Below are 16429 nucleotides of genomic sequence, written 5' to 3'. Positions count from 1 at the left end.
GGATGACGGGTCTCATTTCGAGCCGCTCATCAGTTGTCCATAAGCCGTTCAGCCTGTTCTGTCGTGTCCGGGCGCTCGGATGTCTGCGCGGCCGGGAGGCCTTGCAGGTACTCGAGCACCGAGGACGTGTCGGGTTCACGATCCAGCCGAAGCGCCCGGCGGAACGCCCGTCGCTTGACGGCCAGCTCGTAGGCGTCGACGGTCGGGGTGAGCCACGCTCCCCGGCCCGGCATGACTGCCTTCGGATCCGCCACGACCCGGCCGTCACGCAGGGCGACGACACGGAGGAGGGAGGATCGGGGCGCGCGACGGCGACTGCCGATGCACGTTCTGACGGGTTCCACCTTACTCCTTGCCTCCGACGGGCGCGATCCGGCGCGCCCGGTCCGGCCACGCCGGGAGCGAAACACCCTCGACCCGGACCGGACCACGGCACCTCAGCACGCGTGCCCGTGCGCGTGTGGGCGCCTAGTCGTCGCCGTCGAGGATCGAGTCGGGCTGGATGTCGATCCGTGCGCCCGTCAGCTTGGCGGCCAGGCGGGCGTTCTGCCCCTCCTTGCCGATCGCGAGCGACAGCTGGTAGTCCGGCACGAGCGCACGCACGGCCTTCGTCGAGGCGTCGAGCACGAACGAGCTGGTCACCTTGGCCGGCGACAGCGCGCTCGCCACGAAGGTCGCGAGGTCCGGCGACCAGTCGACGATGTCGATCTTCTCGGCGCCGAGTTCCGTCGTCACGGCCCGGACGCGCGCGCCGAGCTCGCCGATGCAGGCGCCCTTCGCGTTGACGCCGGGCTCGTTCGCCTTGACCGCGAGCTTCGTGCGGTGTCCGGCCTCGCGGGCGAGGGAGGTGATCTCCACGACGCCCGACGCGATCTCGGGCACCTCGAGCGCGAACAGCTTCCGGACCAGGCCCGGGTGGGTGCGCGAGACGGTGATCTGGGGGCCCTTGGCACCGCGGCCGACGCTCGTCACGTAGACGCGGATGCGGTTGCCGTGCTTGTACTCCTCGCCCGGCACCTGCTCCTCGGGCGGGAGGATCGCCTCGACGGTGCCGAGGTCGACGTGCACCATCTTCGGGTTCGGCCCCTGCTGGATCACCCCGGCGACGATGTCGCCCTCCTTGCCGCGGAACTGGCCGAGGATCTTGTCGTCGCCGATGTCGCGCAGGCGCTGGTTGATGACCTGCTTCGCCGCGAACGCCGCGATGCGCCCGAAGTCGCTCGGCTGGTCGACGGCCTCGCCGACGACGGTGCCCTCCTCGTCGCGCTCGGGCACGTACACGGAGACCTCGCCGCTCTTGCGGTCGAGCTCGACGCGGGACTGCGGGTCGGCCGGCTCGCCGTTCTCGGCGGTGTGCTTGTGGTAGGCAGTCAGGATCGCCTGCTCGATGATCTGGACGAGTTCTTCGAACGGGATCTCCCGCTCGCGCTCCATGAGTCGCAGGACTGCGAGATCGATCTTCACCGAGGTGCCTCCGTATTCAGCTGAGTCGCCTCCGCTGTGGAACGTCGCGGAAGCCGGCCAACAGCGTACCCCAGAACCAGGAGACGGACTGGAGGCGCGGTGCCAGCCGGCACCGCGCCTCCCGTCCGTCCTGTGGTCCTGTCCCGGACGTGACCCGCTAGATCGCGCGGACCGCGTCCAGCAGGTCGGCGACCGGGACGTCGCTGCGGTCGCCCGAGCGCCGGTCCCACAGCTCGACGACGCCGTCGGCGGCGTTGCGTCCGGCCACGACGACGACGGGCATCCCGAGGAGCTCGGCGTCGCGCAGCTTCACGCCGGGCGACACCTTCGGGCGGTCGTCGTAGACGACCTCGAAGCGCTCCTGCTCGAGCGACGACACGATCGAGGACGCGAGGTCGTAGGCGACCTCGTCCTTGCCCGTCGCGACGACGTGGACGTCGAACGGCGCGACGTTCTTCGGCCAGACCAGGCCCTTCTCGTCGTTGTGCGCCTCGGCGAGGATCGCCAGGATGCGCGTCACGCCGATGCCGTACGACCCCATCGTGACGGTCGCGAGCTTGCCGTTCTCGTCCTGCACCTTGAGGCCGAGCGCCTCGGCGTACTTGCGGCCGAGCTGGAAGACGTGGCCGATCTCCATGCCGCGCGCGGTCTCGAGCGGGCCGGAGCCGTCGGGAGCGGGGTCGCCGGCGCGGACGTCGGACACCTCGGCGACACCGTCGGCGGTGAAGTCGCGGCCCATGACGAGGCCGGAGACGTGCACGCCGCGCTCGTTCGCTCCGGTGATCCACGCGGTGCCGTCGACGACGCGGGGGTCGACGAAGTAGCGGATGCCGGACGGGCTGTCGGCGCCGAGCACCTGCGGCCCGATGTAGCCCTTGACGAAGACGCCCGGGTGCTTCCGGAAGTCGTCGTCGCCGGCGGCCTCCACCTCGGCGGGCGCGAAGGCCACCTCGGCGCGCTTCAGGTCGACCTCGCGGTCACCGGGCAGGCCGACGACGACGACCTCGCGGGTGCCGTCGAGGTGCGTCAGCGCGAGGACGACGTTCTTGAGCGTGTCGGCCGCGGTCCAGGGGGCGCCCTCGCGCGGTGCGACCTCGTTCGCGTGCGTCACGAGGGTGTCGATCGTGGGGGTGTCCGCGGCAGGCAGGCTGACCGGCGAGGGCTGTCCCTCGATCGGCAGCGACTCGGGCACCGGGGTGACGTAGGCCTCGACGTTCGCCGCGTAGCCGCCGGCACTGCGCACGAAGGTGTCCTCGCCGACCGCGATCGGGTGCAGGAACTCCTCGGACTTCGAGCCGCCCATCGCGCCGGCGTCCGCCTTGACGATCGCGTACTCGAGGCCCAGCCGCGCGAAGATCCGCTCGTACGCATCGCGCATCGTCTGGTAGCTGCGGTCGAGGCCGGCGTCGTCGATGTCGAACGAGTACGCGTCCTTCATCGTGAACTCGCGGCCACGGAGGAGCCCGGCGCGGGGGCGGGCCTCGTCGCGGTACTTGTCCTGGATCTGGAAGAGCGTGACGGGGAGGTCCTTGTACGACGAGTACAGGTCCTTCACGAGCAGCGCGAAGAGCTCCTCGTGGGTCGGCGCGAGGAGGTAGTCGGCGTCCTTGCGGTCCTTGAGCCGGAAGATGCCGTCGCCGTACTCGGTCCACCGGTTCGTCGCCTCGTACGGCTCCCGCGGGGCGAGGGCCGGCAGCAGGACCTCCTGCGCGCCGGCCGCGACCATCTCGTCGCGGATGATGCCCTCGATGCGGGCGCGGACGCGCAGGCCGAGCGGCAGCCAGGCGAAGATGCCCGGGGCCTGGCGACGGATGTACCCGGCGCGGACGAGCAGCTTCGCGCTCGTCACCTCGGCGTCGGAGGGGTCGTCGCGGAGCGTGCGGAGGAAGAGATGGGAGAGCCGTGTGACCACGCAGCAAGCCTAGCGGCGAGCGGTCGACCACCGGCGCTGATGACGGACGGGAGGCACGGTGCCAGCTGGCACCGTGCCTCCCGTCCGTCGTCGGGTGGCGCTACGGCGCGGTGACGACCTGGACCGTCCCCGGGGCGGCGTCGGGCCCCATCTCGTCGGCGATGCGGTTCGCCTCCTCGATGAGGGTCTGCACGATCTCACGCTCCGGCACGGTCTTGATGACCTCGCCCTTGACGAAGATCTGGCCCTTGCCGTTGCCCGACGCCACACCGAGGTCGGCCTCGCGGGCCTCGCCCGGGCCGTTCACGACGCAGCCCATCACCGCGACCCGCAGCGGCACGGTCATGCCCTCGAGCCCCTTGGTCACGTCGTTCGCGAGCTGGTACACGTCGACCTGCGCGCGGCCGCAGCTCGGGCACGAGACGATCTCGAGCTTGCGCTCGCGGAGGTTGAGCGACTGCAGGATCTGCAGGCCGACCTTGACCTCCTGCACGGGCGGCGCGGAGAGCGAGACCCGGATGGTGTCGCCGATGCCCTCCGCGAGCAGGATGCCGAACGCCGTGGCGCTCTTGATCGTGCCCTGGAACTCCGGGCCGGCCTCGGTCACGCCGAGGTGCAGCGGCCAGTCCCCCGCCGCGGCGAGCTGGCGGTAGGCCTTCACCATGACGATCGGGTCGTTGTGCTTGACCGAGATCTTGAAGTCGTGGAAGTCGTGCTCCTCGAAGAGGCTCGCTTCCCAGACGGCGGACTCGACGAGCGCTTCGGGCGTCGCCTTGCCGTACTTCTGCAGCAGGCTCGGCTCGAGCGACCCGGCGTTGACGCCGATACGGAGCGAGACGCCGGCGTCCTTCGCGGCCTTGGCGATGGCACCGACCTGGTCGTCGAACTTCCGGATGTTGCCCGGGTTCACGCGGACCGCGGCGCACCCGGCGTCGATGGCCTGGAAGACGTACTTCGGCTGGAAGTGGATGTCGGCGATGACCGGGATCTGCGACTTCTTCGCGATGATCGGCAGCGCGTCCGCATCGTCCTGGCTCGGCACGGCGACGCGCACGATGTCACAGCCCGAGGCCGTGAGCTCGGCGATCTGCTGCAGCGTCGCGTTGATGTTCGTCGTCGGCGTCGTGGTCATCGACTGGACGGAGACCGGCGCGTCGCCGCCCACGAGGACCTTGCCGACCCGGATCTGCCGGGACTTGCGGCGCGGGCTCAGGGTTTCGGGGACTTTCGGCAGACCGAGGTTCACTGCTGGCACGCTGGTCACTCTACGCGGTGGCCCCGGCTCCCCCGGTCCCGTTCACAGGTCGTTCGCGGAGTCGACCGTCACAGGTCGGCCTGGGAGTCGACCACCGTGATGAGCGGCGCGTACAGCCGCATCGCCGCGAGGGCACGGTCGTGGTCCTCGTCGCTCGCGCCGGCGCACGCGTCGGCGACGACCGTGACGGTCGCGCCCGCGTCGGCCGCCGCGAGCGCGGTCGACAGGACGCAGCAGTCGGTCGAGACGCCGGTGAGCACGAGGTGCGGGTGGTCGCCGACGACGGCCTGGAGGCTCGTCCCCCACTTGCCGAACGTCGGTTCCGTCACGACGGGGTCGCCGCGGTCCGCCGCCGCGGTCGCGAACGGTTCCGTCAGCGCGTAGACCGGGTCCTCGTCGGGGACGAGGGCGAACGGCCAGTCGCGGTAGTACGGCACCCAGGCGCCCTCCGGGTGCTCGGGCGCGACGAAACGGGTGAAGACGGTCCGTCCGGTGAACCGCGGCAGCAGGTGCTCGATCGCCATGCCCGCGTGCGCGTACCGCGGCGCCGCCCAGGGGCTCTCCCCGGTGAACACCTCCTGCATGTCGACGACGACGAGCCAGGCGTCGTCGGGGACGGTCATGCGCGGCCCTCCTGGCGGCGGACGGCGCCGGCGGAGAACAGGAGCGTGCCGAGGAAGCCGACGAGCAGCGCCACGAGGACGCCGAGGTTGGCGTAGGCCCACGCACCGTCGCGGCCGCCGAGCCCGAACGGGCCGAGGAGGTAGCCCTGCCACGCGAGCCACGCCGGGCCGGACAGGGTCACGAGTCCCCAGCCGAGCGCCGTGCCGACGACGATGAGGGTGATCGCGGACCAGCGGACGTCGCCGTACCGTCCACGCGGGTCCTCGAGTTCGGTCTCGGCGTAGTCGCGCCGGCGGAGCAGGACGTCCGCGACGAACACCCCGGCCCACGCCGCGATCGGCACGCCGAGGGTGATGAGGAAGGACTGGAACGGTTGCAGGAACCCGCCGGCGAAGAAGACGACGTACACGGCGCCGACGATCATCACCACACCGTCGACGCCCGCCGCCACGGGCCGCGGGATGCGCACCCCCGTGCTGAGGAGCGCGAGGCCGGACGAGTAGATGTCGAGCACCGCACCGCCGACGATGCCGAGGATGGCGACGATCGCGAACGGGATGAGGAACCAGACGGGCAGGATCGTGGTGAGCGCGCCGATCGGGTCGTTCTGGATCGCGGTGTTCAGCTCCTTCGACGACGCCGCGAGGAGCACGCCGAACACGACGAGGATCGCCGGCGCGAGGGCACCACCGAACGTGGTCCACCCGACGACACCGCGCGTCGATGCCGACCGGGGCAGGTACCGCGAGTAGTCGGCGGCGGCGTTCACCCAGCCGAGTCCGAAGCCGGTCATCACGAGGACGAGCGCCCCGATCACCTGCTGTGCACTGCCCGACGGGAGTGCCGCGACGGTCGCGAAGTCGATCGAGGGGACGGCGAGGACGACGTAGACCACGGTCAGGACGGCGGTGACGACCGTGATCCAGGTCTGCAGCCGCATGACCACGTCGAAGCCCGCGATGCCGGCGCCCACGACGAGGGCGGCGACGACGAGGAGCGCGACGAGCTTGGTCACGACACCGCCGTCCCACCCGAGCTCCGTGAAGACGGTGGAGGTCGCGAGCACGGCGAGCGCGGCCAGGGCGGTCTCCCACCCGACCGTCAGGACCCAGCTGAGGAACGACGGCAGCCGGTTCCCCCGCACCCCGAACGCGGCGCGGCTGAGCACCATCGTCGGCGCGGACCCCCGCTTGCCCGCGATCGCGACGACGCCGCACAGCAGGAACGAGAAGACGACGCCCACGACCGCGACGACCGTCGCCTGCCAGAACGAGATGCCGAAGCCGAGCACGAACGCGCCGTACGCGATGCCGAGCACCGACACGTTCGCCGCGAACCACGGCCAGAACAGCCCGCGTGGCGTGCCCTTCCGGTCGGCCTCGGCGATGACGTCGGTGCCCTGGCGTTCGACCGTGCGGACTCCGGGTGTTCCGGGTGCAGGTGCTCGTGGGTCCGCGGCCGGGGGCATGGGCGCTGTGCTCATGCGCCGAGCGTAGTGCGCGCCGGGCTACCCGAACAGGTTCACGGGACGCACGATGTCCGCGTAGATGAGCAGCGCACTCATGCCCGCGAGCAGCACGACGACCACCATCGTGAGCGGCATGGTCTTCGCGAGGTCGATCGGCCCCGGGTCCGGCTTGCCGACGAGCTTGTAGGAGCGGCGCTTCACGGCCTCCCACAGTGCGCCGGCGATGTGTCCACCGTCGAGCGGCAGGAGCGGCACCATGTTGAGGACGAACAGGCCGATGTTCAGCGAGGCGAGCAGCCCGAGGATCGTGTACGCCTTGTCGACCACCGGCACGCCCGACATCGACGACACCTCGCCGATCGCGCGGCCGACACCGACCACGGAGACCGGGCTGTCCTGCGACCGCGCCTGCGAGCCGAAGGCGGCGTTCCAGACCGCGACGAGCCGTTGCGGCAGGTCGATGATGAGGTGGGCCGACGCGGCGATCTGCGCACCGGTCGCCGGCAGGACCGCGGCCGGTGACTGCCGGACGAGGGACTGCCCGATGCTGACGCCGACGACGCCGACCTGCTGCGTCTTCGTCGTGCCGTCCGCGTTCTTCGCCACGGTGCCGTCGGACCGGTAGACGTCGCGCGTTGCCTCGACCGGGGTGATCTCGAGCGTCTTCCGCGCCCCGTCGCGCTCGACCACCACGGTGACCTGCTCGCCGGCGTGCTGCTGGAACGCCGTCGAGACCTCGGCGATGGTCGGGTTCGTCGTGCCGTCCACCGAGAGCACGACGTCGCCGGAGCGGATGCCGGCCTCCTTCGCCGGGGACACCGCGTCGCCCGACGAGCAGGTCGTGGTCTGGCTGTTCGGCAGTACGCAGCCGATGCTCGACGTGAACGTGGTGGTGGGGGCGCCGAACCCGCACAGCAGCACGCCGAACAGCACGATGCCGATCACCAGGTTCATCGCGGGCCCGGCCACCATGACGATGATCCGCTTCCACGGCGTCAGTCGGTAGAACGCGCGGGAGTCGTCGCCGCCGGAGTCCGCGATCTGTTCAGCGCTCGCCTGCCGCGCGTCCTGCACGAACGCGCCGTACATGCCGGTGTTCGTGATCGCGTTCGGCTTGCCCGACGCGCGCGGCTTGAGCATGCCGACCATCGAGATGTACCCGCCGAGCAGGATCGGTCGGATGCCGTACTCGGTCTCGCCGCGCCGGAACGACCAGATCGCCTTGCCGAACCCGAGCGAGTACTGGGTCACCTTCACGTTGAAGAGCTTCGCGAACGACAGGTGTCCGAGCTCGTGGAGTCCGATCGAGACCAGCAGGCCGACGATGAAGACGACCACGCCGAGGACGAAGAGCAGGACGGATTCGACGGTCACCGGGAAAGGGTACGGGACGCTCCCCATGACGGAGCCGAGCGCCGTCTGAGAGGTGATGTGGGCCTCCCGTCCGTCACGTGGCGACCAGGCGACGGACGGGAGGCGCGGGTCGGGTCAGCGCGACAGCGCGCGGTCCGCCGCGGTGCGGGCCCAGCGCTCCGCTGCCAGCACACCCTCGAGGGAGGGCTCCCCCATCGTGTGCACGTCGACGATCCGCTCGACGGTGTCGACGATGTCGAGGAAGCCGATCGCGCCCGCGTGGAACGCCGCGACGGCCTGCTCGTTCGCCGCGTTGAACACCGCGGGGAAGGTCCCGCCCGCTTCACCCACGCGCTTCGCGAGCGCCACCGCGCCGAAGGCGTCCGTGTCGAGGGGTTCGAACGTCCACGTGCTCGCGGTCGTCCAGTCGAGGGGCACCCCGACGCCGGGCACCCGGTCGGGCCAGGCCAGACCGAGCGCGATCGGGAGTCGCATGTCGGGCGGCGACGCCTGCGCGATCGTCGAGCCGTCGACGAACTCGACCATCGAGTGCACGATCGACTGCGCGTGCACGGTGACGTCGATGCGGTCGTAGGGCACGTCGAAGAGCAGGTGCGCCTCGATGACCTCGAGGCCCTTGTTGACGAGCGTCGCCGAGTTGGTCGTCACCACCAGGCCCATGTCCCACGTGGGGTGCGCGAGCGCCTGAGCGGGCGTGACGTCGCGGAGCTCGTCACGCGAGCGCCCCCGGAACGGACCGCCGCTCGCGGTGAGCACGAGCCGTCGGACCTCGTCCGATGAGCCGGACCGGAGCGCCTGTGCGATCGCGGAGTGCTCGCTGTCGACCGGCACGATCTGCCCGGGCCGGGCTGCCGCCTGCACGAGCGGGCCTCCGACGATCAGGCTCTCCTTGTTGGCGAGGGCGAGCGTCGCACCGGACCCGAGCGCGGCGAGCGTCGGGCCGAGGCCGACGGAGCCGGTGATGCCGTTCAGGACGACGTCCGCCTCGACGGTCCGGACCAGCCGCTCCGAGTCGTCCGCGCCGAACGCGGTGTCCCGGACACCGAAGCGCGCGGCCTGCTCGGCGACGAGGTCGCGGTTGCTTCCGGCGGTCAGGCCGACGACCTCGAAGCGGTCGGGGTTGCGCGCGATGACGTCGAGCGCCTGGGTGCCGATCGATCCGGTGCTGCCGAGGATGACGACGCGGCGCCTGGCGGGATGCGCGGAGCTGTCCTGGGTGCGGTGCGCGGTGTCGTTGTCGGGCGCGGCGTCGTCGTCGGTGCGGTGCGCGGTGTCGTTGTCGGGCGCGGCGTCGTCGTCGGTGCGGTGCGCGGTGTCGGTGTGGTGCACGGGGTGACCCGAGGGGGCTCGCGACTCAGCCGAGCGCGAGGACGTCGACCACGAACACGAGGCTGGCGTCCTTCGGGATGTTCGACCCCTCCGGCGGGTTCGACCCGTAGGCGTCCTCCGGCGTCGTGACGATCAGCACCTGCGAGCCGACCTTCTGCCCCACGAGTCCGGTGACGAAGCCCTTGATCAGGCTGCCCTCCGAGACGGTGAACGTGGTCGGCACGCCCTTCGACCACGACGAGTCGAACTCCTTGCCGCCGTCGAGGGTGACGCCCTTGTACTGGACCAGCGCAGTGTCGCCGTCCTTGATGGTCGCGCCCGTGCCCTGCTTGAGCACCTCGACCTGGGTCTTCGAGGGGGTCTTGATGCCGGACGGGATGGTGATCTCGGGCTCGCCGTCCGCCTTGTCCTGCACGGTCGGCAATGCCGGGTCTTGCTTCTGGGGGGTGCCGGTCGCCTTCGTCGGGATCTTCGAGACGATGTCGGCGACCACGACCACGTCGCCGCCGGTGTTGAAGCCGATCGCAGACGACTGCCCGACGACGACCACGCGCTCGCCGACCTTCGTGCAGGCGAGGATCGCGCCGAAGCCCTGGCCGCCGACGGAGAGCGCCTGCGGGTTGCCGGCGTCGAAGCCGACGCTGCCGAGCTTCGACGCGTCCTTCGCCTGGTAGACGCTGTAGGACACCTGGGCGTAGTCGCCCGACTTGAGCGAGGCACCCTTGCCCGCGACCGCCACCGTGGCCTGCGGCGTCGCGGCGCTGAGGCCCTTGTCGAAGGACACCTTCGGCGCCGTGCTCGACGCGACCGCACCGGAGACCTTCACCGAGTCGGAGGCCTTGCCCGGGTCGGGGCACGAGGTGATCGCCGCGGCGCTCGCGCTCGAGGACGCGGACGGGCTGGCGGAGGCGTCGCCCGAACCGCTGCCCGAGCAGGCGGCGAGTCCCAGCACGACGGCGGGGACCAGGGCGATGGGGAGCAGGCGGAGTCGCTTCACGGGACCCTAGTTTGCCGCACCCGCCGATGATTCCCCTGCGAGCACGCGGATCTCCGGTTCGTGGTGCACCGGGAAGGCGACGGAACGTGCGATGAAGCAGAGGCCGTTCGCCGTCCGGTGGGCGGCCGTGGCGTCCTCGACGCGGTCGGCCTCGCGGATGGTGACGACCGGGTGGAGGGTCGCCTCGACCAGTTCGCCGGATCCGTCGCGGTTCAGGTTGAGGCTCGCGGTCGCCCGGTCCTCGTAGTCCACGACCGTGAAGCCCTGCATGACCGCAACGTGCAGGTAGCTGAGCATGTGGCACTGCGACAGGGCCGCGAGCGTCAGCTCCTCGGGGTTCCACCGGTCGCGGTCACCGCGGAACGTCGGGTCGGCCGACCCCGCGACGTCGTGCTTCCCCGCGGCGGAGACGACATGGTCACGGCCGTAGTCGCGGTACCCGCTCGTGCCGGAGCCGCGGTCGCCGGTCCACCGGACGGACACTTCGTAGGAGTGGTCGGACACCCTGGGCACCTCGTTCGTCTCGTTAGCATTGCGGGATGACTGCGCGCCATCCTCTCACCGCCGACGGAAGCGTCGAACTCGCCGTCCTCGACCGGAACGGGTTCGACGAGAGCCGGCACGTCGGGGCCGGGGTCGTCGTCGCCGCGGACGGCACGGTCCTCGATGCGGTCGGCGACGTCGCCGCGAGCATCTACCCGCGGTCGACGATGAAGCCGTTCCAGGCGCTCGCCGTCCGCCGGGCGGGAGCGGTGTTCTCCGACGAGGAACTCGTGCTGTCCACGGCCAGCCACGCCGGCACGGCCGCGCACCAGGCGATCGCGCAGCACATGCTGGAGTCGTTCGACCACGTCGAAGCCGACCTCGGGTGCCCGCCCGACCTGCCCTTCGACCGCGCGACCGCCCGCACCATGACCGGTCCCCGACGGCTCGCGATGAACTGCTCCGGCAAGCACGCCGGCATGCTCGCCGCCTGCCGCGTGAACGGGTGGGACGAGGACTCGTACCTCGACCTCGACCACCCGATGCAGCAGCGCGTGCGCGCGACCGTCGAGGAGTACACCTCCGAGACCGTCGACCTGGCCGGTACCGACGGGTGCGGCGCCCCGGTGTTCCCGCTCACCCTGTCCGGGCTCGCGCGCGGCTTCGCACGGGTGGTCGCGCGCGCGGACGACGACGCCACGGCGCTGACGGACGCGGTGCTCGCCCACCCGTGGGCGATCGACGGCGTCGGCCGGGCGAACACCGTCACCATCGAACGGCTCGGTGTGCTCGCCAAGCTCGGTGCCGAGGGCGTGATGGTGATGGGGCTCCCCGGCGGGGCGGCCGTGGCGGTCAAGGTGCTCGACGGTGCGCAGCGCGCCGGGACCCTGGCGGCGCTGACCCTGCTGGAGCGGAACGGCCTCGTGTCGTCGGACGGTGTGTCCGACGTCATGACGGCGACCGGTGAGCAGGTGCTCGGTGGCGGCGTCCCGGTCGGTCGGGTCCGGGCGGGGGCCGGGCTGCGCTGAGCCCGGTGGCCGCGCTGGTCGCCCACCCCGCGGCGCCGTTCGACGCCGGGACGTGGCGGCGCATCCTGGTGACGCGCTCGTCCGGGTCGGACCGTGACGGGGTGCTGTCCGGATCGTCGCGTCGCGCGGCGCTGTCCGGGTCGTCGCGTCGCACGTCGCTGTCCGGGTAGTCGCGTCGGGCGGCGTCGATGGCGTCCGTCGCGGAGATCGGGAGCACGGGGAGGACCGGTACCACCCGCGTCATCTCGGCCGACGATCCGTCCACGCCGCCGAGGCAGACGCCGCACCCGTAGCGTCCCACCTCGACCACCGCGTCGTGCAGCCGCGGGACCGTGGACTGGTCCGGCACCCGCACGACCGTCCGCCGGCGACCGTCCGCCGTCCAGCAGACCGCGACCTCGGCGTCGTCCGGGAGCGGGAACCCATCGTCCGGGGCGTGCCGCACGTCGGCCGCGGTCACGGTCGCGACGACCTGGTCGACGATCGCCGCGAAGACCGCTTCGGCGAGGGGCCCGTGCCCGACGACCACCAGGTGCTCGCCACGGGTGACGACGGTGCCTGCGGCGGCGTCGTCGGCGGTGCCGAGGGTGATCGCGGGGAACGGCTCCGGGCCGCTGTGCGCGGGCGCGGTCGACGTCGGCGGTCCGGGCGGCTCGGGTGCCGGTGGCAGCGCGGGCAAGGTCGCGGCCGGTTGCGACCCCGGCGTCGTCGCGGCCGGTCGCGCCCCGGGCGTGGTCGCCGGCGAACTCGCTTCGGGCGAGGTCGCGGCCGGTCGCGCCCCGGTCGTGGTCGCCGCCGAACTCGCCTCAGCCGCAGTCGGCGGGGCGGTCGGCACGACAGACCGGTGGGCAGCGCTCGTTGCACGGGAGGAGCGCATCGTCGCGGGCGTGCTGTCGGTTCCCGCTCCGTGCACGATGCCCCGGTCGAGCACCGCACACACCAGCCCCGCCGTCACCAGGACGATCCGGGACCACGGCGGCATCGTCGGCAGTACCCCGGGCAAGACGATCCCGACGAGGACGAGCACCGCGGCGGCGAGCACCAGCACCGTGCGAGCCGTCAGGAGTCCCATGGATCCATCGAACCGGTCGCGGCCAGGTCACACTGGGCGGGACACCGATCCGTGGAGACCGAGGGGCACGGGGGTGGCTGTGCAGGACCAGCACCCTCTCGATCAGGGCTTTGCCCCGTTCCCGAACGACCCGTGCAGCGTCGTCCCGGCGAACGCGGTTCCGTCGATCACGTGGCGCACCCGCGCGAGCGTGGCGTCGTCGGCCGGGGAGACCTCGATCGTCAGCGAGCCGTAGTCGACACGCATGGTCCGCGGGATGCTCGCCTCGAGTCCGGTCACGCCTGCAGTAGCGGCGAGCCTGGCCAGTCCGGACGCGACACCGAGAGCGGTGTCATCAGGGATCTGCTGGTCGAACGTGCCCGAGTAGGTGACGGTGGAGAGGACGTGTCCCGGCCCGGCCGGCACCTGCAGCGTGAGGGTGACACCGGTCCACGCGATCCGCTTCGCCATCGCGACCGGGACCGCCGCCGCTTCCGACGGAGACGCGTCGGGATCCATCGTGACGACGAAGGCGCTCGTGAACGAGTGCGTCTCGGTCGCACCGGCCGGGGGTGCGGGACGGGCCGAGGGTGTGGGCACCGGCGGGAGGACGGGGTCGTCCGGGGAGACAGCGCCGATCGGGGGCGGTGCGGTCGGGCCGGCGTCTCGGTTGTTCCATGCGTCGAGGCCAGGGGGCGTGACGTCTGTTCCGTCGGCGGCGGTGTAGCGCTGGTGCAGTTCGATCCGGTTGGTTGCGCTCGCGACGCCCGGGCTGGCCTGCACGGTGCGGAGCGCGTCGTCGAGCGACGACCCGACCTGCGCATCCATCTGCGGGACCGCCGCGGTCGTGGCGGAGGAGGTAGTGCCTCCCGGTCCGGATGCGCACCCGCTGGCCGAGACGAGCGTGATCACGAGGGCTGCGGTGATGGCGGCGGTTCGCTGGAGCATCTTTCGACCGTACGGGCCGCAGACGACCCGACGCATCGACCATCCGGCGGAGATCGGGTGAGACGGTCGCCCAGCGGACACCGGAGAGGACGGTGGCGACGACCACCCACGGCTTGCCCACCGTCCCGTCGGATGATGGGCTACCGAGGCTCGGCACCGATCCCCGGCCTGAAGAGAACCAGCCCCGGTGCACCGTTCGGGCTGCGGGGCCGTGGCCGATGGTCGCGAAGCCCAGCGAGACGTAGAGCCTTCGGGCTGGACTGTCGAGGTCGGACGTCTGCAACCAGCACGGATCGCTGTTGATCGCGCCGAGCCATTCGACGAGCACGCCGCGTCCCAAGCCGTGGTACTTCTCGCCTGGTGCTCGGGCAAGGAGGTTCAGCGCGAACGAGCCGTCGAGCTTCGGTGCTTCGTCGCCCAGACTCGCTCGCAGCTCATCAGCCCACGGGTACCGTTGCTCTTCCCATCGCCACGGATGCCCGTACGCGAACGCGACGAGGCGACGGCTGTCGCGAGCGGCCGTCGCAACAACTCGTTCGCTGCGAGTCGCTGCTTGGTAGAGCGTCGCGAACAGCTCGGCTGTGGACGGTGGCTCGGACAGCGGAGGCTGTTCCGACGCCGTCCGGTAGAGCGCCCGGACTTCCGTGGGGCTCGGGAACTCGTCACCGGAAGTCGTGCTCCTCACGACGATCATGTCGTGAGCCGAGAGGCCAGTCCGCTCGGCCCGATGTGTCCCGGCACTCTTCGGGTTGTTCCCTTGTCTTGAACAGCCCGGTCCGCTGAGGATCGGTCAGTCGGCCGAGGACCACCCGCGCCGACCTCCGGCTCGGAAGTACGCTGCACTGATGGTCGAGTTCGTGCGGTGGCAGAGCGCCGTCCCCAACCGGAACGGTCACTACCCGGGCGTCTTCGCACTCGCGAACGGCCTCCGCCACAGCGGCCTGCTCAACGGCGAGGACGCCGCTTGGCACCGAGCGGCGAATCGGCGAGCCGCCGCCGCCTACGCCGATCCGACAACGGTCGATCCCTCTTGCTACGACCAGGTCGACAACCCTGGAGCCCGTGCGTGGTTCAACACGCGCGCAGTCGAACTCCTGGCACTCACGCAGCCCTACCTCGATCTTCTCGACCGCTATGACGTCCCATGGGTGAAGCTGACCACCCGAACGCCGGGTCGGATCGTGTACCGCGATGACGTCCAAGTCGTCGCCGTGCCACTTGCCTACCCTGACGATTGGTCCTTTCCGACGTCCCCGTAGTCGAGCGGTCACCGGACGGCGTCGTGCAGCACCTGGTCGATCCACTCGTGATGATCCAGCTCACCGAGCTCGGCGAGAGTGACCCACCGGATCTCGAGCACTTCGTCTTCATCAAGGGCGAACGCTGCGGCATCGAGTGAGCAGAGGTACGCCACCGTCACGTACCCGACGTGGTCACCATCGGGGTAGACGTTCTCGAGAAGGGGGCCGCCGTAGGCGCCGACGATCCGGATGATGTCGCTGCCGACGCCGAGCTCTTCTCGCACTTCGCGCTGCAGAGCGGCGCGCGGTTCTTCGCCGGGTTCCACACCGCCACCGACCAAGCTCCACCGTCCGGAGTCGCTCTGGCGAGCCAGGAGGAAGCGATCGCCGTCTCGGACGACCGCGGTCACACCGGGGAGGAGGAGGTAGCTGCTGCCGACCTGCTGTCGTAGCGATCGTACGTACTCAGAAACGGCCACGTTCCGAAGCTACCGCCCGCCACGCTTGATCGAGCATCCGCTACCGGGCACCGGCGACCCGACGGCTCCTCTGATCAAGCCGACGTCGAGAGTCTCACCGGAGACTCGAACGACCGCAGTCGTGGTCGGATGGCTTCGTGCAGACAGTGATCGTGACCGGGATGCCCGGTGCCGGCAAGTCCACCGTGACTCGGCTTCTCGCAGCGAGGATGCCGCGCGCCGCGCGCGTCGCAGCCGACGACATGAACGCGATGATTCTCGCCGGTGCCGTCTGGCCACTCGGTCACCCAGCGGAGGAAGCCGCGCGTCAGGTCGAACTCAGCTACCGGAACCTGGCTGCGCTGGCAAAGAACTTCACCGACGCTGGCTTCGTCACCGTCATCGACTGCGTCATCCCGGACGGTGCGCACCTCAACCGGCTACTCGGGCATCTCCGGTCAGACACCCCATCTCTGGTTGTTCTGGCTCCGGGCGCAGAGGCCTGCAAGGAACGCAACGCAGGGAGAGCGGCAAGCGAGCGGTTCACCTTCGACGGGTACGACGAACTGGACGAGGCGATGCGTCGCGGCTTCGGAGACCGCGGATGGTGGCTCGACACCAGCGATCTCAGCGCGGACAGGACAGCTGATCTCATCGCCGCCGGTCTCGACCTCGAAATTGCTGAGCCTCAGTGAAGGATCGGCTCACGAGACACGGAACGAGGCCGCGGTCATACAATCCTTCTGGCTTGCCCCAGCCAGTCACCCGCCCACAGGGCCTGGCCGAGTTTGGGAGAG

The 16429-nt window shown here is 70.8% G+C and carries 16 protein-coding genes; 3 read left to right on the top strand and 13 right to left on the bottom strand.

Annotated features, from left to right (window positions below; all coding sequences use genetic code 11):
- Positions 1–29: 29 nt before the first annotated feature.
- The 10 genes from Csp2054_RS09750 to Csp2054_RS09705 form a co-directional block, all read right to left on the bottom strand.
- The gene (locus tag Csp2054_RS09750) at positions 30–344 is read right to left on the bottom strand and encodes a YlxR family protein (protein ID WP_096899115.1); all 315 of its coding nucleotides are present in this window, start codon (positions 342–344) and stop codon (positions 30–32) included.
- Positions 345–468: 124 nt separating this feature from the next.
- Positions 469–1464 (bottom strand): transcription termination factor NusA, encoded by a 996-nt coding sequence (gene nusA / locus Csp2054_RS09745; RefSeq protein ID WP_096899114.1) that lies wholly within the window; start codon positions 1462–1464, stop codon positions 469–471.
- 157 nt (positions 1465–1621) lie between these two features.
- The gene (locus Csp2054_RS09740; protein WP_096899113.1) at positions 1622–3376 is read right to left on the bottom strand and encodes a proline--tRNA ligase; all 1755 of its coding nucleotides are present in this window, start codon (positions 3374–3376) and stop codon (positions 1622–1624) included.
- A gap of 100 nt (positions 3377–3476) precedes the next feature.
- Positions 3477–4610, bottom strand: coding sequence for a flavodoxin-dependent (E)-4-hydroxy-3-methylbut-2-enyl-diphosphate synthase (ispG, locus tag Csp2054_RS09735; RefSeq protein WP_096899169.1), 1134 nt, complete (start codon positions 4608–4610; stop codon positions 3477–3479).
- An 89-nt stretch (positions 4611–4699) separates the two neighbouring features.
- Positions 4700–5254 (bottom strand): cysteine hydrolase family protein, encoded by a 555-nt coding sequence (locus Csp2054_RS09730; protein ID WP_096899112.1) that lies wholly within the window; start codon positions 5252–5254, stop codon positions 4700–4702.
- On the bottom strand, positions 5251–6738 hold the full coding sequence (locus Csp2054_RS09725) for a purine-cytosine permease family protein (RefSeq protein ID WP_411897147.1): 1488 nt from the start codon (positions 6736–6738) through the stop codon (positions 5251–5253). Before Csp2054_RS09725 ends, Csp2054_RS09730 begins: the two co-directional genes overlap by 4 nt.
- A 24-nt stretch (positions 6739–6762) precedes the next feature.
- Positions 6763–8097: a M50 family metallopeptidase gene (locus Csp2054_RS09720; RefSeq protein ID WP_176491645.1), complete on the bottom strand. Its 1335-nt coding sequence runs from the start codon at positions 8095–8097 to the stop codon at positions 6763–6765.
- 114 nt (positions 8098–8211) lie between these two features.
- Complete coding sequence (dxr, locus tag Csp2054_RS09715) at positions 8212–9273, bottom strand: 1-deoxy-D-xylulose-5-phosphate reductoisomerase (protein WP_096899168.1); 1062 nt, start codon at positions 9271–9273, stop codon at positions 8212–8214.
- Between the two features lie 178 nt (positions 9274–9451).
- Positions 9452–10423, bottom strand: a complete 972-nt coding sequence (locus Csp2054_RS09710; protein ID WP_096899109.1) for an FKBP-type peptidyl-prolyl cis-trans isomerase — start codon at positions 10421–10423, stop codon at positions 9452–9454.
- 6 nt (positions 10424–10429) lie between these two features.
- Positions 10430–10927: an OsmC family protein gene (locus Csp2054_RS09705; protein ID WP_096899108.1), complete on the bottom strand. Its 498-nt coding sequence runs from the start codon at positions 10925–10927 to the stop codon at positions 10430–10432.
- Between the two features lie 35 nt (positions 10928–10962).
- Between Csp2054_RS09705 and Csp2054_RS09700 the strand changes: the two genes are divergently transcribed.
- Positions 10963–11934 carry an asparaginase gene (locus Csp2054_RS09700; RefSeq protein WP_096899107.1) on the top strand — a complete coding sequence of 324 codons (972 nt, stop codon included), beginning with the start codon at positions 10963–10965 and terminating at the stop codon, positions 11932–11934.
- Here the strand turns inward: Csp2054_RS09700 and Csp2054_RS09695 are convergent.
- The gene (locus tag Csp2054_RS09695; protein ID WP_096899106.1) at positions 11855–13006 is read right to left on the bottom strand and encodes a hypothetical protein; all 1152 of its coding nucleotides are present in this window, start codon (positions 13004–13006) and stop codon (positions 11855–11857) included. The two genes, Csp2054_RS09700 and Csp2054_RS09695, sit on opposite strands and share 80 nt — an antisense overlap.
- A 102-nt stretch (positions 13007–13108) precedes the next feature.
- Positions 13109–13933 carry a hypothetical protein gene (locus Csp2054_RS09690; RefSeq protein ID WP_096899105.1) on the bottom strand — a complete coding sequence of 275 codons (825 nt, stop codon included), beginning with the start codon at positions 13931–13933 and terminating at the stop codon, positions 13109–13111.
- A gap of 845 nt (positions 13934–14778) precedes the next feature.
- On the opposite strand from Csp2054_RS09690, the gene Csp2054_RS09685 reads away from it, so the two are divergent.
- Positions 14779–15192 carry a hypothetical protein gene (locus tag Csp2054_RS09685; protein ID WP_096899104.1) on the top strand — a complete coding sequence of 138 codons (414 nt, stop codon included), beginning with the start codon at positions 14779–14781 and terminating at the stop codon, positions 15190–15192.
- A gap of 8 nt (positions 15193–15200) precedes the next feature.
- Here the strand turns inward: Csp2054_RS09685 and Csp2054_RS09680 are convergent, their stop codons facing one another.
- Positions 15201–15584: an NUDIX domain-containing protein gene (locus Csp2054_RS09680; RefSeq protein ID WP_255252689.1), complete on the bottom strand. Its 384-nt coding sequence runs from the start codon at positions 15582–15584 to the stop codon at positions 15201–15203.
- A 206-nt stretch (positions 15585–15790) separates the two neighbouring features.
- On the opposite strand from Csp2054_RS09680, the gene Csp2054_RS09675 reads away from it, so the two are divergent.
- Positions 15791–16327, top strand: a complete 537-nt coding sequence (locus tag Csp2054_RS09675; protein WP_217990901.1) for an AAA family ATPase — start codon at positions 15791–15793, stop codon at positions 16325–16327.
- Positions 16328–16429 lie beyond the last annotated feature (102 nt).

This window comes from Curtobacterium sp. 'Ferrero', from assembly GCF_002412165.1.
Lineage (GTDB): Bacteria > Actinomycetota > Actinomycetes > Actinomycetales > Microbacteriaceae > Curtobacterium.
This window is presented reverse-complemented; position numbering and strand designations above follow the sequence as displayed.

Bases quoted from the DNA above. Each gene is read 5' to 3' on its own strand.
- Csp2054_RS09685 (WP_096899104.1), top strand. From the start codon at position 14,779: ATGGTCGAGTTCGTGCGGTGGCAGAGCGCCGTCCCCAACCGGAACGGT.
- Csp2054_RS09725 (WP_411897147.1), bottom strand. From the start codon at position 6,738: ATGAGCACAGCGCCCATGCCCCCGGCCGCGGACCCACGAGCACCTGCA.
- Csp2054_RS09700 (WP_096899107.1), top strand. From the start codon at position 10,963: ATGACTGCGCGCCATCCTCTCACCGCCGACGGAAGCGTCGAACTCGCC.
- Csp2054_RS09730 (WP_096899112.1), bottom strand. From the start codon at position 5,254: ATGACCGTCCCCGACGACGCCTGGCTCGTCGTCGTCGACATGCAGGAG.
- Csp2054_RS09690 (WP_096899105.1), bottom strand. From the start codon at position 13,933: ATGCTCCAGCGAACCGCCGCCATCACCGCAGCCCTCGTGATCACGCTC.
- Csp2054_RS09695 (WP_096899106.1), bottom strand. From the start codon at position 13,006: ATGGGACTCCTGACGGCTCGCACGGTGCTGGTGCTCGCCGCCGCGGTG.